Source organism: Adhaeretor mobilis (assembly GCF_007741515.1).
GTDB classification, from domain to species: domain Bacteria; phylum Planctomycetota; class Planctomycetia; order Pirellulales; family Lacipirellulaceae; genus Adhaeretor; species Adhaeretor mobilis.
This window is the reverse complement of the sequence record NZ_CP036263.1, coordinates 2,482,008-2,503,757: the sequence shown is the minus strand read 5'-3', so window position 1 is coordinate 2,503,757 and position 21,750 is coordinate 2,482,008. Positions and strand designations below refer to the sequence as shown.

Sequence of the window (21,750 nt, the reverse complement as noted above, 5' to 3'; positions counted from 1 at the left end):
GTTGGCCGTCTATCGGACTTCTTGGTACAATCGCCGCCCAAGCAGTTGCGCCGAATCAGACGCTCCAACAGCTTGAAATGCTCTAGCGTTAGTACTTGTGAAGGCGGTCAGATGTGCCGCCGCGAGTCAACTTCCACTGGGCTAAGGAGTCATCCCCATGTTGCTATCATTCAATAGACACAGTCAAATGTACGTCGTCGCGACCGCGGTCGCCCTGCTAGGATTGGGTGAGGTTTGGTCACAAGAAGCCAGTGTGTTCGATCTTGAGTGGGACGGTCCAGAGACTAGCACCGTTGATGAGTGTGTCGATGGTGACAACTTTTGCTACACACTCCCGATCACCGGTTCGATAGAAGTAGGTTATGAGTCCGACGCCCCGTACTTACTTAATCTCACATCGGACATTCTGCTTCCTCCACAGGTGCCGGGCAGCCGGCCGGTGATCAGTCCCAATTTATGGTCCAATTTCGACCTGCTGCAGGGGGAGTATCTGACGACAACTAACGATGACGAGGTTTCGATGGTATTTCGCCCGACAGAGATGGGTGGCATGCTTCGAGCTTATGAAATCTTCGTCAACATCACCGACGCCGGCAAGTCTTTGGAACTGACCGGCGGAATTGAGCAGTCTGCCGCTTCACCGCTAGAGCCGGACGTGCGATTCTCTGTCAGTGGGATGTTGATAGGAAGCGATTCAGAAGACGACGATATCGTTGACGGGTTAGATTTCTTGGAGTTACAGCGGGGATATGCAGCCTCGCCTGCTCCTGTTACGTCTGACATGACCGGGACCGGAGTAACAAGCTCAGCCGATATCCAGCGATGGCAAGTGGAATACGGTACCGTGCGAGATTCATCGGCAGTACTATTCGTAGCCACAGTTCCGGAACCTAGTACTGCCGTGCTCGCCATCCTATTGGCTACAACCGGTTTGGTTTGCTGCTCCCGACAACGCAACGAGAATGCGGCTTGCCGATTCCATGACTCGAATCAAGCAAACTACGACGCTTGCCCTAATTAGGGTTTCCAATCCTTCGCGTCTATGATTTCGTCACCACTACGAGAGAGCAAGGCAGTGACGACTTCCAGTTCGATCCGTTGATCGAGAAGATGTACCGACCCGTCGCCCATAGCGACACATGCCCCAGAGTGAAAACCATAGAGTCCGCTCAGGCTGTCTACGTTGACGCCTGCCGCATAGAAGGATGAATACTCGGCCGTCGCCCAGGGCCCTTCCTTGGGGGACGCCGAGTCAGAATTCCTCTGCTGGTCAAACTTGGTCGGTTTTCCAGCTTGCTCAACTAGCAGAACCGTGTTTGAGAGCCCATCGCTCACCAAACGCATGTTGGCTGCATTGGTACGAATTTGCGGGTTGAGCAAATCAACTGGCACTTGATTAGGATTCCCGGCAATGTCGCTAGCTATTTCTCCTGCTTGCCAAGTGCCAGCTAGTGGAATCCCACTGTCCGGCCTAGCTACATCATGTACCGCCGAATAGTCACAGGCTCCTACTTCCAGATCCCCTGAAAAATCTCCATTCTGGCCAAGCTTCGGCACAGTACGAAGTGAATTGGGCGTAGAGGGACATTGAAACAAAGGGATGATGACTTGCGAGAGGGCCAAGTTGGTGGACCCTAGCGGTGCCAGGTCAAATTGAAGCTGGTCGTGAAGCTCTGTTGACTCGACAAAGGGTAATAGCTTGGCTCGCCATGAGAAATTCTCCCAGGGTTCTGGCCGATCGGTATGCCATAAAGGAGGCAAGTGTCCCTCGTGTGAATCGCTAAAGCGAATAAGACCTAGGGCTACCTGCCGAAGATTGTTCTTGCAAGCTGTGAGGCGGGAAGCTTCACGAGCGCTCTGTACCGCTGGCAAAACGAGCGCAACTAGGATTCCAACAATAGCGATCACAACCAGCAGTTCAACGAGTGTGAAGCCGTTGGGCATTCGAAGGTTGGAGACTTTACTCGCACGGCGCATCTTCATAAGTAAGCCAACTGGGGTTGTAGAAAAGCATTTGCACCGCTCAGATTTAGCAGGCCTAGTTGGCCAAGAAAGGCGATCTGTAGACGGTCGGCAGACAGGCTCAACCTGCGGCGACCTTCGGTCGATAACCGCCATCGATTCGCGTGCATATCCTGCCCGTTCCACTCGACAGCGGGCATTCCGTTTCGCCCCAATTGCACGACGAGGCTTTGCGTAGCTGACTTCGCTTCAATTTCGACACGGGCTTCAGCCCATGGTTCGCGCTTGACAGAATATTCTCCGCCTTGCTTTGCGATTCGCCACTCACTCCACAACAATCGGTGAGAATCGTACTGAATGTCTTCTGTAGAAGGACGCAAATCGATACTTTGAAAGGACCAAGTATTACTGGACTCACTCGCAGCCCCACGGGAGTCAGCCTGCCCCCCGCAAAAAAACAGGCCTAAATCTCCTGTCCAGTTTGCCTGCTTGAGATCTGCTCGCATAGTAAACTCACTGGCCACAGGTCGGCCGAGTGAAACAAGAGCTAGCTGCTTTGAGTCGATTGCGATTCCCGCGGTGGTGGCTCGGCATGTGATCTGCTTGGAGTCCTCAAGCGAGAACAATATCCGTGGTTCTCTGGAACTGAGACTGCGCCACATTTTTTTCTCCAGTCGTGGCGAATCATCCCAACCTCGCAGCAGTATCCCTGCACTTCCGAGTGCTATCCCTGCTCCAGCGGTAATTACAGCACGGCGTGTCCATTGCTCTTCAGCCCTCTTGCTGATAGCTGGCGACTGAGATCCGGTAGGTTGCCCGGTTTCTTCACAGTAGGTACTCACCAGAGCGGGGAGATCGGCATTGCGGGACCATTTGCCTAGCGTGTCAGCTACTCCTGCTGCACTAGAAGGGCGGTGAAGAGGATCGTCCGATACCATGCGCTGCATAAACTGTCTGAGTCTTCGGGGCACCTTACCGCACTGACTTGAGATGAGATGTCGTAGTTGACTCTCTCGGGTCTGGTCGGCGGCGAAGTTAACAGCCGGGAGCTGTCCCGCAATTAACCTCAGCAGGGTGCACCCGAGTCCGTAGATGTCCGTGCAGGCACTAACGTTTGCCATTCTCGCCCACTGTTCAGGAGCCATGTAGGTAGCAGTGCCGACTGCCAGACGAGGAGCATTGCTGTCGCTCAGCTGAGATTCGCAATGCGTTGCTATCCCCAGGTCTATGAGTTTGACTTCGCCACGAGCAGTCAAAAGGATGTTGGCCGGCTTGACATCGCGATGAACAAGCCCATGGTCATGCGCAAACTGCAAACCTAATGCGATCTGGCGGCAGATTTCGCAAGCTTCTGCGATGGCTAGTGGCCCATGCATTCTCCGTAGCTGAGAAGCGTCGATCCCTTCGGAGTATTCCATTACTAGAAAGTGAAATCCATGAGACTCCCCAGCGTCGGTAGCGCGAACAATGTTGGGGTGATTCAACTTCCCTACATGCCTGATTTCGTCTAGAAATAGATCTACACGAGACCCAACCATCGAACCCGTCGCGAGCACTTTTACGGCAACATCTCGCTCCAAGCTTCGGTGCCTTGCGCGATAGACAGCTCCAGAAGCGCCCCGGCCAATGCAGTTCAATAACTGATAGCTTCCCAGGTCGAATGGCAACTGTCCGGCAAATGGGTCCCTGAGCCGCCTCTTTTCATTCCTGAGTTGCGTACTTAGCACTTGCGAGTCTATTTCTGGCTGCATTTTAAGCAGCTTGCAATTCAATTCTTGAAATGCGGTTTCGTCGTCCGACGAGCTAAGACCCACTGAGAGAGCTCGAACAAGACCATCACTTGGTTCGTCGCATTCCAGTACTTGCTCCAAGCAGGTTGAGCATACCCTAAGATGTTGCTCGACGGCCTCATTCGATGTGCTGGATCTGTTGTTGACCCAAGCTAGTAGCTCAGCCTCCGATTGACAGGTTGAACGGAGATGCTGTGAGTCGGAAGGTTGCATTACGATTCAGCACTCGGATGATTCGACAGGTGTTTTCTGAGCCGCCTGAGAACTCTCATCTTGACAATTCGTACGGTATTAGCCGTTACTCCGAATTCACGAGCCACGTCCGCAGCTGATTGCCCGTCGACAGCTACCCGCCAAAAGAAACGCCAGTCGCGCGTGCTGACCTCGTTCCGTACCTTCGCAGCTGCTGCCGCCACGGGGCCTGTCTCTAGGTTGCCTTGTTGTACGAGTGAGGTGTCCCATGTTGCTTCATCTTGAAAGGCATCGCTATCAACCATCTGCTCCAGCAATTGACCATTGGTTGTCCCACCAACGGCTTGATCATTGGTTCGACTCGAGACGCGGTAGTGGTCGCGAATCTTGTTCTCAATAATTCTCCTCAACCAACCACGAAAAGTGTCGCTAGGTCGATCACGGCGGAAATCAACTAGTTTTCGTGCAACCGCTCCAAAAGCATCTTGAACCACATTGGCCGCATCCGCTGGTTGTAGCCCCGAGCGTCTACACCAACGGTACATCCGTCGGCTATAAAGCTCGACCAGACGTTTCCAAGCGTCCTGATCATGGGCCTGCGCCTGGCGCAGCATCTCCGAGGAAGTGCTGCTGGACGTGCCCTCAGAAAGATTAACGAAGGGGCGCTTCATGACGTAGTCAGCTCTCGAAAAGCAGTAGATACCATTTCAAACCAGTTTAGCCGGCCTCGAAAGGAATTGCTAGTTTCTAGAATTTACCAGCAGGGCACCAACAAGGTCACGACAATACTAACCTTTTCTCGGCTTTACAGTTATCCGCTAGCCGAAAGGGAACTTCGTCGAGTCTCGCAAGGCATGATATCGATCTCATACAACATCCGCCAAATTGGCTAATGTTGAATCATCTTCTTCGGCGGGTTCAATGGTATGCAAAATCGCAGCGGTTAGAACTACCACCTCAACCTCGGCGTGACGGTTCTAACCACTTAAAGTCACTCGATCCAAGCGAAGCAGAGGGCACGAGAAACAGCACATGACACTCACTCATTGTTCACGAACTCCATTCGGCCGTGCAACTTCCGAGATCGATGACTAAGGGAGATGTGGTACCATTGCATGAGCGAGCCCTTGTTCCCACGTCCATTTGCATCTGTCGACCCTCACACATGTCAAAAAGCACGAATGTCAGTCACTGGATTGATTTGGTGAAGGCCGGTGATTCGGCCGCTGCAAATCGCATTTGGCAGCATTACTTCGACCGCCTCGTGCGCTCCGTTCGAGGCCGCTTGATGGGACAAAACCGAGCCGTCTCGGACGAGGAAGATATCGTGCTGAGCGTATTTGACAGCTTTTACGACGCAGCCGAAAATGGACGGTTTCCCGACTTGTCCGATCGTGACGATCTTTGGAAGCTATTGATGCGGATGGCGGCGAGAAAAGTGGTCGACAAACGAAGGCGCGACCTGCGTCAGCGACGTGGCGGAGACGTCAAGCTTCATTCTTTGGATCACGCTGGTGACGAGGGCGTGGTTCATGATGGCAGGGTCATCGAAGCCATCGGCGACGATCCGTCCCCGGAAATGGTACTGATGATGCAGGAATCAGTGGAACAGGTTTTTTCTCTTTTAGGTGTCGGGCAGCTCCGGGATTTAGCGGGTGCCAAATTAGAGGGGTATTCCAACGCGGAACTCGCACAGCGTTTTGAATGCTCTGAGCGGACGATAGAGCGTCGTTTGCACCTAATACGAGAAAAAATGTCTGAAGAAATGAGTCGAAATCAATGAACTTCCGTCAAAAAAAACTACCGATCGCAGCCCTGGAGCGGATAGATGATCTCTGCGCTGATTTTGAACGCCAGTGGCAATCCGGCGAGCCACCGGCGATCGAAGTCATGCTTTCCGAGGATGTCTCACCAATCGAGCGAGACGTCTTGCTTGCTGAACTGATAATGCTCGACGTCGACTACCGGCGGCGGCGGGGTGAAACACCGACCAACCAGGAGTACCTCGACCGTTTTCCGGATGCTTCTACAGCAATCAACGACGCCCTCAGCGAAGGCGACCAACGGACGGGCGCGTTTGAACCGCCGACCGTAGGGCGCCTAGCTGAACTGTTTCCGTCGCTTGAAATCCTCGAACTCATTGGCGCAGGGGGCATGGGCGCCGTTTACAAGGCTCGCCAACCAGGACTCGACCGTTTGGTTGCGCTAAAGATTCTGCCGGAAGAATTTGGCCACGATGTTAAATTTGCCCTACGCTTCACACGAGAAGCTCGGACGCTGGCAAAACTAAGTCACCCCAACATCGTGTCTGTATTTGAATTCGGAAAGGTTGAAGACACCTATTTCTTCCTCATGGAGTTCGTTGATGGTTCAACGCTCCGAGATGTTGTGAAGGCTGGCCAACTCGCGCCCCAACAAGCGTTGGCCATTGTGCCGCACCTCTGCGATGCACTTCAGTACGCACACGACAAAGGAATTGTGCACCGTGACATCAAGCCCGATAACATCCTGATTGCCATTGACGGTTCAGTGAAAATCGCCGATTTCGGGCTCTCGCGGATATTAGGAAACGAGAGCCAACAGGAGATTCTCACAGGAACCCATCAAGTCATGGGCACACCTCGGTATATGGCTCCTGAACAGTTGGAAAGTTCGCACAGCGTCGATCACCGCGCAGACATCTATTCACTTGGAGTGGTCTTTTACGAAATGCTAACTGGCGAACTCCCGATCGGACGTTTCGCAGCCCCGTCGAAGAAAGTCGAGATTGACGTCCGCCTGGATAAAGTCGTCCTACGTACGCTTGAGAAGGAGCCTCAGCGCCGGTATCAGCATGCGAGTCAGATAAAGTCTGACGTGCAATCGATCAGTTCGACCAGTAATTCGGCGTACGAGCCGACTGTTGCATGGGATGCGCAGCCTCAGAACGACGAAGCGGCGACACCCGTGAACTTGGCACAACAGGAGCTCGCCGGACGGATGTTGTTGACACGACGCCAACTCATGGAACGGGTAGAAAGCTCCCTGCGGCCACTATTCCGCGGACAGGTGCTGCAAGTGCTGATTGGCGTTGCGCTGGTTTTGCTCGGAGCGCAGTGCTGGGCACAGAACACGCAGGTTCCGCACAGATTTGTCAGCGGAGTCATCGTGCACATCTACGGCGTAATGGTGATTATTTCGGCCATCGCTGTCTGTGTGCGAATCAAGCAAGTTGACTACTCGCAACCGGTTGACGAGATTCGCAACAAGCTTGATCATGTCCGATCCCTCCGCATTTCCCTGGGCCCAATCCTCGGATTCGCGTGGTGGTTGCTTTGGATTCCGATCGCCGTTGCCGTCGGCTTCGATGCCGTCGTGTTGCACCGAAACTCTCTTCTGCCGTCGTTAGTCATCGGAATTGTCGGCCTGGCTGTCTCGCTGTGGCTGTACTGGGGCGCTCTGAGATCGGGCAACCCATCCGCTCCATCGTGGAGAAGGAAACTCTCGGGCGGGAGCCTTGCCGCAACGTATCTCGCAATAGATGAAATCGAAAACGCTCAAATCCACTGAAGGTTCTGAAGTGACAATACTTGTAGTTGGAGCAAGCGGGGCGACCGGTCGATTGCTGGTAGAAGAATTGCTAAATCGTGGTCACTACGTCATAGCTATCGTACGCTCACCTGAGTCTCTACCGAACCACCTTGTTGACAACCTCAAGCTAACCGTCGTAATAGCAAGTGTTTTAGAACTCAGTGACGCTGAGTTGGCCCAGCATGTCGGTGGTTGTGACGCGGTAGCTTCCTGCCTTGGCCACAACCTAAGTTTGAAAGGCATCTTTGGTCAACCGCGAAGGCTCGTAACCGATGCTGTCCGACGGTTGTGTTACGCAATCAAATCAAGCAATTCAATGAAGCCGACAAAGTTTGTGCTGATGAATACGACTGGCAATCGCAACCGTGACCTCCACGAGCCAATATCATTTGCCCAGAAGTGCATCATCGGTCTGATTCGTATCCTAGTGCCACCGCACGCCGATAACGAGGAGGCTGCGGACTATCTAAGAGTCGAAATTGGTCAGGACGGTCAAGCGATCGATTGGACCGTGGTTCGCCCAGATAGCCTAATCAACAATGAAAAAGTGACGGCGTACGAGGTGTATCCTTCACCTACTCGAAGTGCAATCTTTGACGCGGGCAAAACCAGTCGGATCAACGTTGCCCACTTCATGGCCGATCTGATTACCGACGCTGACACATGGCAGAGATGGAAAGGGCAAATGCCAGTGATCTACAATGATCATTGACCAATCGGCTTGCCGTGGACTCTCCAGACTTAGAGGCACTCAGGAGTGCGGGGGAAGGTAGAATACCTAATCGACACTCAGCCGTCCCCCTTCTGCTTTGAGAATGCGAGCAGGTCAGTGAACCGGTGGTCGGTTCAACTGTCCGGTTCAAGTTGCGCTGTGCCGCTAATTCTTGTCTCCTCACCCGAATCTGCTGTCAATTAAACTATTGAGTGTGCTAGAGCCTGTCGGTTTGACTCAGCGGGCTGCGGCTCTGAGCTCAACAAAACGAGCACGCATCTCGGTTAATCGTTTGGACTGCTCTGGGGCAGCGGCTAGGTCATGCTCTTCTCTCGGATCGGACTTCAAATCAAACAATTGGTCTCGATCGAAATCAGGCCAGTAGAAGTACTTCCAGCCCCTACGAACAAGCGCCTGGGAAGACGGGATGAAGTCGATATTCCGTAAGGTTGGATGTTCGTAGAAGAACTCCTCGCGCCATGCTGGCTTTGTATCTGCAAGATACAAGGGACTTATGTCTTGACCCTGCATGGATTTCGGGACTGAGATACCAGCTGCTTGGAGAATCGTTGGTGCCAAGTCGACACTCAGCGTGAACTCCTCGTTGGACGCGCCGTGACACATTTTGGGCATTCGCGGGTCACGAATGATGAGTGGCACTCGAATACTCTCCTGATGGGGGTACCACTTATCGGCTAACCCGTGTTCGGCATGGTAGTAGCCGTTATCCGTCGTAAATATGACTAGTGTGTTCTCGAAGACTCCCTGACGCTTCAATTCCTCAAGTATCCGGCCGCAAGTTGAATCTACCTCGGTGGCTAATCGATAGTAGTTCTTCATCATTGTTTGATATTTTTCTGGCGTGTCAAAACGCCAGTGCCAACGATTGCGTCCTTCATTCGTTTCGGTAGCAACAAACTCCGGCAAGCGGTGAAACGACTCGTCTGTTGCATTCGGCGGAACTGGAATCAGGGTGTCTTTGTACAACTCCATGCTTTCTGGCTGTGGCAGGAATTGCAGCGGGTTTCTATCTTCAGCATGGTTAGCAAAAAACGCGACCGTCAAACAAAACGGTTTCTCACTCGGCCGCGTTCGCAGGAATTCAAGTGAGTCATTCTCGTTCCGCTTAGTCACATGAACCTTTGAGCCATCGGGCAACTCCATCCAGTGAGTGCCATGGTAGGACCGACCGAAATCAAAGTTCTTGGCGGGGAACTTTCCGTTGTGCCATTTGCCCACATGGCCGATGTAGTATCCATGCTCGCGAAGCAGCCCTGGATAAGTTTGAGACCAAGGCGTGTTGAAAGGCCCGAACGCTTCGTTGCCGTGGCGTGACATCCATTGCCCCGTGAAGAGTGTTGCCCGACTGACGCCGCAAATCGAGGTGGTAACGCAATTCTGCGTGAACCGCATGCCCTGGCTGGCCAACTCGTCTAGCACGGGCGTTTGAACGACCGGATTTCCGGCGACTCCCAAAGTGTCATGCCGCCAGTCGTCGGCATAGAGCACGAGGATATTCATTGGCGGGTCGCTCGCGATCGAGCATTCGCTGTAGGCAGAGAGCAATGCCGAAATTGTGCATCCTAGCGCGAAAAACAAGGGTTGTAGTTTCATGATTTCCAAATGCGTTGAGAGCCCTGAATTTGACGATCAGTATTTGAGCAAACTTGAGCGGGGCTCCTCCCTACGAAATGATATCGAACTCGCAATGGCAGTTCCCTACGGCAGTTGCATTTTCATAGCCCACGACTCTCGAACAGCAGCGTGTCTACACAATTGATTGCGTGACCGCATTGTGTAACCGAGTTTCAGTTGGTCACCACTAAATATGCACTTGGTCGTCATCGAACTGCAAGTCGCGCCCCTTCCACAGAGACGCCCGGTTGTCCCGAATTGGTTCCGAGTGCCCTTCAGGCACAAAAAAAGACTCACGCCGAATCGACGTAAGTCTTTTAAGAGTATCAAGTAGGGGCGACAGGAGTTGAACCTGCACTCCGGTTAAGGAACTGGAACCTAAATCCAGCGCGTCTGCCAATTCCGCCACGCCCCCAGAAGCTCTCGTTGAGCACGGATTCTAGCATTCGATCCTGCCTCGGGAAAGACTTGATTTTTTGCAGGCAGGGTTCACCCTGCCTGGGTAGCATGATTGGACAGAACGGGATTCGATTTGGGCAGGACAGGCCAAAATGGATAGGGCTGGGCTGGAAGTGGTTCGCAGGCGCCCGGAATTGCCCTATCCTGGCGATCCTGCTTCATTTCAACAGTCGCCACCGACCACTACGAGAGTATCCCCTTTGACCGATGTCCCTACCAATCTGCAGGCACTGAACGAGCAGGGCCTCCTGCTCGTTGAGTGGGCCGAGGCTCGCCATGAGTTCAACTTGCAAGCACTCCGTGGTCAATGCCAATGCGCGCAATGCGTTAACGAGTGGACGGGCGAGCGTATTCTTGACCCGGCAAGTGTGCCACAGGATATCAAGATCGAGTCGATGGAACTGGTAGGCAGCTACGCCATTAGAGTTCGCTGGTCGGACGGACACAATTCCGGACTCTTCACCTGGAAACGACTGCAGGAATTGGCTGCCGGGATTGACTGAGAGGGGCAAAAAGCAGGCCCACTATAGCGAGGGGTCGTCAGCGGCCTTTAAATTGACCCGCACGTGACGGATTCGGCCCTGTGTTTCTACAACAAAATTGAGAGCGGCTGCGTTTGAACCTAGTGCCTCGCTGATTTGCACTAATAACGCATCACGATCGTCGATGGGCTTGCCGGCAAATTCGAGCAGACGATCATTCAAAACGATTCCAGCGTGTTCCGCTGGAGAGTCTGGGACAACGCGAGTCACAAACACGGACTGCGGCTCGGCAGCATCTGCTCTCCACGAGAGTCCCAGTCGTGGACGCACAGCATTCCTGGGCAACGGGGACAAGGGTTGCTCAAGAACAGCCTGAGCGGCGACGTTTTCGTAGCGGGCCTCGGAACGATAGGTGGGCGTCGTGTCCGAGTCAGCGAGTTGCATGAGAACCTGCACCAGATATTGCGACGTAAGACGTACACCTGCCAGGTTCAGCTTCTCCACGTCGTCGCTCGGACGGTGATAGTCGTCGTGCAGCCCCGTGTGCAAGTAGACGGCTGGGATTTTTCGCTCAAAAAATGGCCAGTGGTCGCTATTACTTTTGTATTCCCAGGAAAAATCGAGATGCATGCCCTCGGGAAGTTGCGGGCTGCTAAACAGTTTTCGCATTCCCACTCCCGTGCGAACGCCAGCCACTTGCAGTCGCCCGTCGGTCATGCGGCCGACCATGTCGATGTTCACCAGCATGCGAACTTGTTCGATAGGCACGGTAGGATTGCTAAGCCAATGCCGCGAGCCGAGTAGATTTTTTTCTTCTCCATCCCACAGGGCAAAGAGCACCGAACGTCGCGGTTGAAAGCCGGCAGCGACGAGCGCTTCGCATGCTTCCAACAGTGCGGACACACCGCTCGCATTGTCGTCGGCACCATTGTGAATGTAGCCGTAGGGCCCATAGCTGGTTTGACGCGAGCCATAGCCCACATGATCGTAATGGGCACCAACAATCACGTATTCCTCGCTTAGTTGCTCGTCGGTGCCAGGAATGACGGCCAATAGGTTTTGCATGTTGCCGTTGAAAGGCTGAGAGTAGCCCCCACCAGGACCGCCAGGAGCCACGCTGATTTGCTGCAGCTGCTCTTGGAGATATCCGGCAGCAGCACGTCCGCCTCGGGCACCCGCTTCGCGCCCCTCAAAGGCATCTCCGGCCAGCACGCCTGCGTGATCGCGGATCTCATCGACCGTCACAGATGCCATGGCCGAATCGAGCATGGCACGGCGCTCGTTGGCCGTGCCCGACGTGGCAATGCATGCAGCAAGCCCTAGGGCCAAGCTCCACCAGGTGTTGATCGACGTGATGGCAATTCGGGAACGCTCGCTACGACTGTGAGATGCGCGAGACAAGAGCAGGTTAGAGAGCATGTACTTTAGAGAATCAGGTGGGCGTGGTAGTTCTCCTAGGAGTCATCGACGATTCAGGGCGAATTCCCGCAGCCAAGCTCAGGCCGTCCGCGCAACCCTCACGAGTAGGAATAGCTCTATCTGCGGATGTGCGACATCCTATTTGCCAATGCAAAATTGGCTAAAGACGCGGTCCAGGACATCGTCGTTGTAGACCGCTCCCACGACCTCGCCCAGGCGATCGAGGGCCGTGCGTAGTTCGGCGGATATTAGCTCTTCACCACCTAATTGTCCCTCGCCGCCCGAATGGCACAAATCGAGGGCAGAAATGATGGCTTCGTGAGCCTGCTCAAGGCTTACCCTGCAACGAAGTGCCGTGGAAGCGACTCCCTCCCCAGTCGGCTCGCCCGCATCAAGCTTCTGGAGAATCGCTTGTACCAGCCGCTCTATCCCAGCGCCTGTAAAACTGCTGCAAGTGAGGAGTTCTTGTGTCGGATCGGCAGCAAGATCAGCTTTCGTGAGTAGCGAGATGACTGAAGTTTTCTCCTCACGTCTTGGGGCCGAGCCTCGCAGCTCGCCGGCGGGAGAGCACTCGATTCGCAACGCGGCCGTTTGCTTTTGCGTGCTGCCCGCCGCCTGCGAAGCGACTGCGATACCCAAGTCCGCCTTCGTCTCGATATCGCTTGGCACAGCCCGCAGCGTTTCTTGTCCTGCGGTGTCAATCAGCCTTAGCGAGTGGCCATCGATTTCGATCGCTGCTGATAAGTAATCACGCGTTGTACCAGCGACTTCCGAAACTAGCGCCGCAGGTGAGGCAGCTTCCCTCGAGTAACGCTCGACTAGTAAATTGAAAAGGCTGCTCTTGCCCGCATTGGGTGGGCCAGTGAGTACCACTTGTGGAGTTTCACTGGAAGTGTCTCGCGTAGTAAGCTGTTGGAGCGATTCCAGTAAGGTTGCCTCCGCTTCTTGAAGTGCAGTGCCGAGCACGTCACGACTGATGAACTCGATGTCCTCGTCGGCGAAGTCGAGCCCCGCCTCTAGTTCGGCCAGCAAGTTCAAGAGTTGATTCCGAAGCAGATCAAGCGGCTTTGAGAGACCACCCGCCAGTTGGGCCAACGCGGCATCCAGTGATGTCCGGTCGCTCGCATCGATCACCCCCAGGACAGCCTCCGCTTGCGTCAAGTCGATGCGACCGCCGAGAAAGGCACGGAGAGTGAATTCGCCCGCCTGAGCAAGTCTTCCGCCAGCTCGACAGAGTGTTTCAACGGCGGCGTTCGACAGAGGCGCTGCCCCGGGCAGATGCAATTCCACCAGCGGCTGGCGGGTGTAACTACGATCGTGGGGCCATACAAATGCGTTGCACGGAACGGCCAGTGGCTTAGAAGAGTCACAGCTGAGCCGCAGTTGCCCCGGGATGCGTTGCGACGCCTTGAGCGATTCTAGCTCGACTGCCCCAGTCGCGGTGAAACAATTGGCCAGCAACTCAACCGCTCTCGGACCACCAACGCGCACAATAGCCCGCGCACCGTGACCGGACGATGGAGTGGCCACGGCTACGATTTCATCTTGTATGTCGTAGGTCATGATGCCACGAGCAGCGTGCCGTTAACGCTTCCGTTTCGATTTGCCGCCCCGCTTGCCACCCGGTTTACCGTTCTTGCTGGAACGTTTCTTCTCTTTGGTAATTCGGTCGCTACTGGCTGTCGATGGCTTGTCCGCAGAACTTGCTAGTGCGACCGTGCTGTCGGCAGGGGTCGGCTTGGGCAACAAAAGCCGCTCGGCAATGCCCCAAGCACTCGACGCGATGAAATACAAACACAGGCCACTAGGGACTTTGTAAAACAATAGCCCCATGAAGACCATCATGTACTTCATGATTTTCTGCTGCATCTCGGCCTGTTCGTTGGCCGGAGGTGGCATAAAGAGCTTTTGTTGAAGAATGTAGAAGCAAATAGTGATTAGCGGCAGCACATTCAGGTAAGGACCCAGTCCAAAGAAACCCTCACCCCGGTTGATGAACTCAGGCATGTAGGCGGACCAATCCCAGAACATGTCGGGCGCTGCCAGATTGGAACACCAGCGAACGCCTTCGCCAAAGAGCGAGGCTTGGCGGAGCTCAACATCTACTGCCAACCCACGATACAGCCCTACAAACACAGGCAATTGAATGAGCATCGGTAGGCAACCGGCCAACGGGTTCACGCCGTGCTTTCGGTATAGCTCTTGTGTCATCTGCGACTGCTTTTGCATGTCGGACTTGTACTTCTCCTTGATGCGATCCATCTCCGGCTTCAGCTCTTGCATCTTCGCCATGCTGTGTGCTTGCTTGCGGCTGATGGGAAACATGCAGCTGCGTACCAGAACCGTCAACAGAATGATCGAGATGCCGTAGTTGCCTACGATGTCGTAGAAGAAATGCAGGATCCATAGCATGCCCTTGGCGATCCGGCTGAACCAGCCGTAGGTGATCAGATCGCCTAGACTGTACTGCGGGCTGTCTACGGATTGGTACTCCGCCAACAACTCGGGCCGCTTCGGTCCTGCAAACAGCGTGTACTTGTCGGTTCGCTTTCCACCCGCCTCCAAGGTTTTGGGAACGCTCAACAACCGGCACGTGGCGTTCACGTACTTGCCTTCGCTGCTGCGTTTCTTGGGCTCGGGGCTGAGGGAAACGAACTCGGTGCTCTCAATCCACAACTCGTCGGCCGACTCTTTCTGTGGGATCATCATGACTGAAAAATACTGGGCATCGACGCCGATAAACGCCAGTGGGCTCCCCTCTAACGCTTCCACTTCCCCAGTGGCGATAGTGGCGGGTGCGAACTGCTGGACTTCCGCATCGAAAGTCCGCGACATCACGTCTCGCAGACCGACTGCTCCCCAATCGTGGCCGATCTTGTAAGCATACCACCAACCTTCGATCGGCAAGCCGTTGGGCCCGTCCAGTCGATAGGCAAGCTCGCGGTCCGCGTCGCCCGTGTTTTCAATGGAGAGTTCGAGCGTCAGATTGTAGGCAGGGTAGTCAGCCGAAGGTTTCATCCCTTCGGGAATCTCTTCCAATTGGTAACGTTTCACAAAGGTGAGACCGTACTTCACGGAGTGTTTGCGAAAAGTAACCGAATCGGCAGTTTGCTCGGCGACTTCCCAGGGAGTTTTGCGCAGCTCCAAACCGTCGAACTCTTGGAGCAGTGGTAACTCGTCTTCGAGACGCTGTCGATTCTTCCCGGAAAGCGTTTGAGAATCGATTTGCTCTAAGGTGACTTGAAAGGACGGAGGCGAACGCAAACCGGCTGGCAGCTTCTCTGCCCACAGGCGCACGTTCTCCACTTCTGGTCGGGTCACTTCCAGCGGCCGGCGCTTAAGTTTCGCGACAAGCTCTCGTTGGTTGCCGCTGCGAGCAACCTGTAGTTTCAGTTCTTTGCCCGGCTTGGTCTTCGCTAACAACTTCCGAAACGCTTCCATCGATTCGATGGGCTTCAACTCTTTTGTGCCAGCGGCCAACAGGCGATCGCCTACTTCGATACCCGCCTGCTGAGCGGGCGTGCCTGCACCGACTACTTGAACTTCGAACCCGCCTTCTTTCGCAGATCTGAGAGCCAAGTGCCCCAGGTAACCACCCCGATCAGTGAGATCTAAGTATCGTGGGCTCGCCAGCTCGATGCGCTCAACGCCTGCACCTTCGTTGGTTAAAGTGACCAACATGCGATAGTTGGAATCAGGATCGACCGTGCCGAGCGTGAGCTTTTGGGGAACTACCTGCTGTTCTTGCTCCGCTGGCTCATCCTCCGGCCCTTCCCGGTCGTCTTGTCCAGCAGGCGGTTCATCAGTCTGCCCCGCGAGCCCTTCGGCACCGGCCGGATCTGCCTGCGGCTGTTCGCCTTCGGCAAGCTGATTGGCAGCCTGTTTGTCTTTGGGTTCTTCCTTCGGTGGCTCTGGTCGCTTTGCAAACAATAATATCAGCAAGAACGAAATGGCCAACCAGAGAATAAATCGACGATCCACGTCATGTGGTCCTTATAGTTAGGTAGCGGTCGCAAATCGGGGTGATTTGCGGTTCGCTCGTTAGTCTTCGCTAGGCCCGTAAGAGCTAGAGAAACTAGAGAGCGAGAGAGAACGCATCGCGTGCGCAACAGTAGAGGTCGGCTTATTCCGACAACCGCTGCTAGCGCCCCTCCTTGATGCGGTCGCCCAGGAAATTATCAAGATCGGGCGTTTGATAAATCTTCTCCGACGTCTTCTCAATGTCGTATTCGACGCGGTGGAAGGAAATCTTGTCATCTTCTTGAACGATATAGCAGGAACGCGGGTCGCCATCGCGTGGTTGCCCGACTGAGCCCACATTCACCATGAATTTTTCATCACCAATGTTGTAGACATGGTCGGTTTGATCGGGGGACACAAACTCCATGCTTTCCAGGAAAACTCCAGGCACATGCGTATGACCCTGAAAACAGGCTTTCGTCACCAGTGCGAACAGCTTCTCCATTTTCTTCTGATTGTAGATATCTTCCGGGAAAACGTACTCATTCACAGGGTTGCGAGGCGATCCGTGAACGTACAGCCAGGGATCGTCGCGATGAATGCGTGGTAAGGTGCCGAGGAAATCCCAGCGACGGTCGATGCCAGCGCGGTCGCCGGTGGATTTCTCCAACTGATCGCGGGTCCAAAAGATTGCTCGCTCGGCACCACTATTGAAGCCTTCAGGGTCGAACATAGCTCCCTGGTCGTGATTGCCCAGCAGCCCCACCTTGCAATTTTCAATCACTAAGTCGAGACATTCGCACGGGTTGGGTCCGTAGCCAATGGTATCGCCCAGGCAGAAAATTTCGTCGACCTTCTGCTCCTTGATATGTGCCAACACGGCCTGAGCCGCTTCAAGGTTACCGTGAATATCACTAATAATTGCCCGCTTCACGGTGTTGGTTACCTGAGTTCGAACTTGCTTGGCCCGTAGCTACGCCATGCTCATGCAGGACACTAGACTACTTCGGGGCACTGGCTAGCTGGGGAGATTGATTTGACAGAGCTTGATCTGCGGAAACTACGCTGACACACCAGTCTAAATGCCTGAGAATAGGGGGTCAAGCACGCCCTACCGGTTGGCGGCTGCTCGCTACTCATTGAGAATGGGTTACACCCCCTCGTGATTCAAGCAACTACCCCCGAGATCACTCCGCTGGCCATGAAGCTTCTTGCACTCGAAACAAGCGGAAAGACCGGCTCGGTCGCACTCCTCGAAGGTGATGATGAGCGTGCGGTGCTGAGCGCCGAAATACGGCTACCTGAAGAGATCCGATCAGCGCAGTCGCTCATTCCCGCAATTAAGCACGTTTTAGCGGAGCAAGACTGGATTCCAGCAGAGTTGGGACTCATCTGCGTAGCAACCGGCCCCGGCTCGTTCACCGGACTCCGGGTCGGCGTAACGGCTGCCAAGACACTGGCCTACGCTCTGAGGACACCGCTGGTGAGCGTAAACACGCTGGCCGCCTTAGCAGCTGGAGTCGAAGAGCCTTACCAGCGATTATGGTGCGTCCTGGATGCCCAGCGGAGGGAACTCTTCACGGCACATTTCCAATCGCGTGACTCCCTAGCAGGCCAGGCCGAAGCCACGGCAGATTTGCTTACCACCGACGCATTCCTAGAGAGACTTGTTCCCGACGATTGGGTCTGTGGCCAGCCCATCGAGAAATTGCAGGGCAGGCTACCAGAGGGCGTCACTACCTGCGAATCTGCTCAGAATACTCCGCAAGCTGCCGCAGTGGGCATGCTTGGCTATGAGTTATTTCTGGAACAACGCACAGTCGATCCACTTCAGCTAGTTCCGAGCTACGGCAGGCGCAGCGCTGCGGAAGAAAAAGCCGATAGCTGACATGTTTGCGCAAAAAAGGTTGAACAGAAGGCAACAAATACAAGCACGAGGCGCAAGCGAGTGGATAACCTGCCAACGAGATACCGGTTCCGCGAGAGTAACGTTTCGATCCACTCGCTAGCGCGTCGTGCTTGTATAGCGAATGGCGGAGCCTAGCAAATCCTTCTCACAGAGCTGCTGCTCTACAGAAATTGAACTACAGAATCGCGAATACTTCTTCAGCAGCATCAATCGTGTGCTGCAAGTCGTCATCACTATGCGCAGTCGAAATGAATAGTGCTTCGTACTGACTGCAAGGCAGGTACACGCCTCGCTCGATCATGCCCCAGAAGTATTTGGCGTAGCGCTCCGTATTGCTTTGGCTGGCGGCTGACCAATCGCCCACGTCTAGATCGTTGAAGAACAAGGTCATCATGCTGCCCACCCGGGCAATGGTGTGCGGAATGTCGTGCTTGTTGGCAGCTTCATGCAGGCCGGCCTCGAGCTTTGCCCCAGATTGTTCGAGCTGCTCATAAGGCGGCTGCTCTTTGAGTAATCGCAGGGTCGCGCTACCGGCAGCCGTAGCCAGCGGATTGCCGCTGAGCGTGCCGGCCTGAAACACTTCGCCAGCCGGCAACACATAGTTCATCACCTCCTCGCGACCGCCGTAAGCACCAACGGGAAGGCCACCACCTACGATTTTCCCCAGAGTAGTAAGATCGGGCTGCAAGCCAAACAGCGATTGAGCTCCACCAAACGCAACGCGAAAGCCGGTCATGACTTCATCGCAAATCAGTAGCGCACCGTGCTGTTTCGTAAGGCTATTCAGTGCTTTGCAAAACGCATCCGTTGGAGTGACGACACCCATGTTGCCGACCACCGGTTCGAGAATGACACCAGCGATCTGCGGGCCGTGCTCAGCAAATGCTTGCTCAAGGCCCGCAACGTCGTTGTATTCTCGGACGAGCGTATCCTTGGAAGCACCCGCGGTGATGCCCGGCGAATTAGGCACGCCCAGGGTCGCAGCCGAGCTACCCGCTGAAACGAGCAAGCTGTCGACATGTCCGTGGTAGTTTCCTGCAAACTTGACGATGAGATCACGCCCCGTGAATCCGCGGGCAAGTCGAACAGCGCTCATCGTGGCTTCCGTGCCGGAATTGACCAGGCGTACTTTCTCGATGGATGCCACAGCATCGATGATCTGCTCCGCGATGAGGCTCTCCGCTTCGGTAGGAGCTCCAAAACTCGTCCCCGTCGCCAAAGATTGCTCAAGCGCGGCGATCACCTCCGGATGACGGTGCCCAAGAATCATCGGCCCCCAGGAGCCGATGTAATCGAGATAGCAATTGCCATCCACATCGTAGATGGACGACCCGTTGCCCCGCTCGATGAACAGAGGCGTGCCACCCACCGCGCCAAAAGCACGCGCCGGGCTATTCACGCCACCCGGCATGAGATGTTGAGCGCGTTCAAATTGTGCTTTGCTGTTCTTGTGATTTGTAATGAGGGGGGAATTCATGAACTTAAGTAGCTTTCTTTCACAAGTTGAAAAACAAAGTCAGCCACGGATTGATTTGATCGTTTTCTGAACTCCGATCCGTACAATCCATGGCTAGTAATAACGCAAAAACTAACCTATTCGTTGGCCAGTTTCCGCAATCGCTGCTTCGCGGTTTCGACAATGGCCTTCGCCCAAAGCTTATCCTGGTAGAGTCCGACCAGCGCCGCATAGATTTCTCTCGCTGCTTCTGGTGCGATCTCGCTTAGCTTGTCGGCTTCAGCTAATCGAGCCTTCAATTCTGGGAGCTGACTACCCGCTATCTCATCGGTAGCTGCCTGCATCTTCATGAATTGCCGTTCCGCTAGCTCAAGCCAGCGAACCTGTTCCTCGTCGAGTGTCTCAGTTGGCCGGGGGTACAAACTCAGTAAATCTTCCAAGACAGCAGCCGCTTCGGCCGGATTTTGCTCCTCCAGCGAGATTGCTTCGCTGTAAAGTTGCTGAATGGGATGCAGCGAGCCAATCTTGGCAAATCTTGATTGCGCACGAAGTTTCTGTCCCAGCCTTTGGAGTTCTAGCTCCGAACGAAGATCTTTCAGCTCCCCCTGGCGTGGGTCATTGGGGAATCTCTCTCCAAACTGCTCCAACTCGTCTGCCAGGTCTCGAATTCCACGGGTTCCATTCTGGTGGAATGTCGACTCAATCGTCGCAAACAACTCATCGGCTGTGGGTGGCTTAAGCATCCACCAACCGGTGCCCACCACAGCAGCAAGGGCGGCGAGCAAGCCTACGACTTGAGCACCCACTGCTAATCGATCACTCCCCTGCTCTCGTTTACGGAGACGCTGTTCTTCGTCTACAGTCGTAAAACGCTTGGTTGGTTCCTGTACTTTAGCCGGACTCGTCCCTACCTGCTGAGTCGCCGAGGTAACGCCTGCGGTTGTGGGCACTCCGGGTGGCGGGTCGGCTAGCTCGAGTTCGCCGGAGTCGGCCATCGTCGCGGCATTGTAGACCTCTTCCGGGATAAGCAAATCGATAGAATCGTCGGTAGCAAGGATTCCGCTCTCGTGAGCGATCGTCACATCCGTCTGGCTCGCAGCGGTGCCACCTGCTGGAGTGTTGCCTTTTAAGGGAGTTCTCTCCTGCTTTGCCTCTGGTGCAGCCTCTTCCTTCTTTGGCCTGGAAAGTGCTTTGAGCATCGCTTCCATGTGCCGAGCGAGCACCATGATATTCGGGAATCGCTCATCGGGCTCTTTGCTGAGCAGTTGATTGATTAGTTTTTCTAGATGCGCGGGTGTTCGCGGTGCGTAACGAGTGACCGGTTCTGCCTCTGCATAGCGCTGCATTTGCAGCATTTCGGGCATGCTCTTCGCACGGAAGGGTGGTCGGCCCGATAGCAAGGCGTACATGACCGAGCCCAAGCTGTACTGATCGCACTTCTCGGTCACTGGGCTCCCCTCAGCTTGCTCGGGCGACATGTAATCTGCCGTGCCGAGGACCCCTCCGGCCGTGGTGAGTTGTGTCGAGCCGAACAACCGGGCGATACCGAAGTCGGCAATCTTCACCTGATCGCCCTCGGCCAGCAGCAGGTTGGCAGGTTTGATGTCGCGATGCACTACGCCATGATCATGAGCGTGCTTCAGTGCGCGACAAACCTGGATTCCGATCTGGAGCGTTTCCTTCCAATCGAATCGACGACCGGCGGCTAGCTCTTGTTCAAGACTAGGTCCATCGACCAATTCCATCGAGTAGAAAATCGTGCCACCGTCTTCTCCATATCCTAGCAAGCGCACAATGCCTGGGTGCTGGAGGATTTTCAACGATTCAATTTCAGCTTCGAATCGCTCACGAAACCCTTCGGCCATGGCCAGTTGAGGGCTCAACACCTTTACGGCCACACGCTCGCCAGGCCCCCCTTCAGTAAATTCCGTCTCGATGGCTTCATAAACCGAGCCCATACCTCCTTTGCCGATACGTTTGATCAGTTTGTAGGGGCCCAGCTGTTGGATCTCCATAGAAGGCCTCGAAGAGAACGGCTAGATAGGGGTGTTAGGTAAGGTGGCAAGCAGCAGGTCGACGGGGAGCTGTTTCCTCTAGTCTAACAACCGACGCTTTCAACAGCTAGCAACCTCGGATTGCCTTGCTAGCCTGGGCTGCTTTTCGTACAAGTCCGCGTGATTCTCTGTTTGAAGAACCCACCGGTA

Annotated in this window: 16 protein-coding genes and 1 tRNA gene; 6 read left to right on the top strand and 11 right to left on the bottom strand. The window is 54.6% G+C overall.

The annotated features are described in order from the left end of the window. Positions 1 to 157 precede the first annotated feature (157 nt). A complete protein-coding gene (locus HG15A2_RS09825; protein ID WP_145060020.1) occupies positions 158 to 1,021 on the top strand; it encodes a hypothetical protein in 864 nt (287 codons plus the stop codon). Here the strand turns inward: HG15A2_RS09825 and HG15A2_RS09820 are convergent. The 3 genes from HG15A2_RS09820 to HG15A2_RS09810 all read right to left on the bottom strand — a co-directional run bounded on the left by HG15A2_RS09820 (position 1,018) and on the right by HG15A2_RS09810 (position 4,615). Further along, entirely contained in the window at positions 1,018 to 1,944 is a 927-nt protein-coding gene (locus HG15A2_RS09820; RefSeq protein WP_218932453.1) for a DUF1559 family PulG-like putative transporter, read from the bottom strand. The genes HG15A2_RS09825 and HG15A2_RS09820 overlap by 4 nt on opposite strands. Before the next feature lie 35 nt (positions 1,945 to 1,979). Further along, positions 1,980 to 3,713, bottom strand: coding sequence for a serine/threonine-protein kinase (locus HG15A2_RS09815; RefSeq protein WP_218932452.1), 1,734 nt, complete (start codon positions 3,711 to 3,713; stop codon positions 1,980 to 1,982). A gap of 251 nt (positions 3,714 to 3,964) precedes the next feature. Beyond that, positions 3,965 to 4,615, bottom strand: coding sequence for an RNA polymerase sigma factor (locus tag HG15A2_RS09810; protein ID WP_145060016.1), 651 nt, complete (start codon positions 4,613 to 4,615; stop codon positions 3,965 to 3,967). A 494-nt stretch (positions 4,616 to 5,109) separates the two neighbouring features. Between HG15A2_RS09810 and HG15A2_RS09805 the strand changes: the two genes are divergently transcribed. From HG15A2_RS09805 to HG15A2_RS09795, 3 genes are read left to right on the top strand one after another with little or no spacing between them, the layout of a single operon-like run. Next, positions 5,110 to 5,727 (top strand): ECF-type sigma factor, encoded by a 618-nt coding sequence (locus tag HG15A2_RS09805; protein WP_246117927.1) that lies wholly within the window; start codon positions 5,110 to 5,112, stop codon positions 5,725 to 5,727. After that, complete coding sequence (locus HG15A2_RS09800) at positions 5,724 to 7,493, top strand: serine/threonine protein kinase (protein ID WP_246117926.1); 1,770 nt, start codon at positions 5,724 to 5,726, stop codon at positions 7,491 to 7,493. The genes HG15A2_RS09805 and HG15A2_RS09800 overlap by 4 nt, the downstream gene beginning before the upstream one ends. After that, positions 7,465 to 8,226 (top strand): NAD(P)-dependent oxidoreductase, encoded by a 762-nt coding sequence (locus HG15A2_RS09795; protein WP_218932451.1) that lies wholly within the window; start codon positions 7,465 to 7,467, stop codon positions 8,224 to 8,226. Before HG15A2_RS09800 ends, HG15A2_RS09795 begins: the two co-directional genes overlap by 29 nt. Before the next feature lie 237 nt (positions 8,227 to 8,463). On the opposite strand, the gene HG15A2_RS09790 is transcribed toward HG15A2_RS09795, so the two are convergent. Both HG15A2_RS09790 and HG15A2_RS09785 read right to left on the bottom strand, forming a co-directional pair. Further along, on the bottom strand, positions 8,464 to 9,840 hold the full coding sequence (locus tag HG15A2_RS09790) for a sulfatase family protein (protein ID WP_145060013.1): 1,377 nt from the start codon (positions 9,838 to 9,840) through the stop codon (positions 8,464 to 8,466). Positions 9,841 to 10,192: 352 nt separating this feature from the next. Beyond that, positions 10,193 to 10,276 (bottom strand) — tRNA-Leu (locus HG15A2_RS09785). Between the two features lie 244 nt (positions 10,277 to 10,520). On the opposite strand from HG15A2_RS09785, the gene HG15A2_RS09780 reads away from it, so the two are divergent. Continuing rightward, positions 10,521 to 10,823, top strand: coding sequence for a DUF971 domain-containing protein (locus tag HG15A2_RS09780; protein WP_218932450.1), 303 nt, complete (start codon positions 10,521 to 10,523; stop codon positions 10,821 to 10,823). A gap of 21 nt (positions 10,824 to 10,844) precedes the next feature. Here the strand turns inward: HG15A2_RS09780 and HG15A2_RS09775 are convergent, their stop codons facing one another. From HG15A2_RS09775 to HG15A2_RS09760, 4 genes are all read right to left on the bottom strand, one after another. Then, a complete protein-coding gene (locus tag HG15A2_RS09775) occupies positions 10,845 to 12,221 on the bottom strand; it encodes a M20/M25/M40 family metallo-hydrolase (RefSeq protein WP_145060011.1) in 1,377 nt (458 codons plus the stop codon). Positions 12,222 to 12,359: 138 nt separating this feature from the next. Then, positions 12,360 to 13,784 (bottom strand): tRNA modification GTPase, encoded by a 1,425-nt coding sequence (locus HG15A2_RS09770; protein ID WP_145060009.1) that lies wholly within the window; start codon positions 13,782 to 13,784, stop codon positions 12,360 to 12,362. 21 nt (positions 13,785 to 13,805) lie between these two features. Continuing rightward, positions 13,806 to 16,202, bottom strand: a complete 2,397-nt coding sequence (locus HG15A2_RS09765) for a YidC/Oxa1 family insertase periplasmic-domain containing protein (RefSeq protein ID WP_145060008.1) — start codon at positions 16,200 to 16,202, stop codon at positions 13,806 to 13,808. A 160-nt stretch (positions 16,203 to 16,362) separates the two neighbouring features. Beyond that, positions 16,363 to 17,115: a metallophosphoesterase family protein gene (locus HG15A2_RS09760; RefSeq protein ID WP_145060006.1), complete on the bottom strand. Its 753-nt coding sequence runs from the start codon at positions 17,113 to 17,115 to the stop codon at positions 16,363 to 16,365. A 228-nt stretch (positions 17,116 to 17,343) separates the two neighbouring features. On the opposite strand from HG15A2_RS09760, the gene tsaB reads away from it, so the two are divergent. Beyond that, on the top strand, positions 17,344 to 18,069 hold the full coding sequence (tsaB, locus tag HG15A2_RS09755; protein WP_145060005.1) for a tRNA (adenosine(37)-N6)-threonylcarbamoyltransferase complex dimerization subunit type 1 TsaB: 726 nt from the start codon (positions 17,344 to 17,346) through the stop codon (positions 18,067 to 18,069). A gap of 196 nt (positions 18,070 to 18,265) precedes the next feature. Here tsaB and hemL read toward each other — a convergent pair whose 3' ends face one another. Continuing rightward, positions 18,266 to 19,567, bottom strand: a complete 1,302-nt coding sequence (gene hemL / locus HG15A2_RS09750) for a glutamate-1-semialdehyde 2,1-aminomutase (protein ID WP_145060003.1) — start codon at positions 19,565 to 19,567, stop codon at positions 18,266 to 18,268. Positions 19,568 to 19,683: 116 nt separating this feature from the next. Further along, complete coding sequence (locus HG15A2_RS09745) at positions 19,684 to 21,561, bottom strand: serine/threonine protein kinase (RefSeq protein ID WP_145060001.1); 1,878 nt, start codon at positions 21,559 to 21,561, stop codon at positions 19,684 to 19,686. Positions 21,562 to 21,750: the final 189 nt, after the last annotated feature.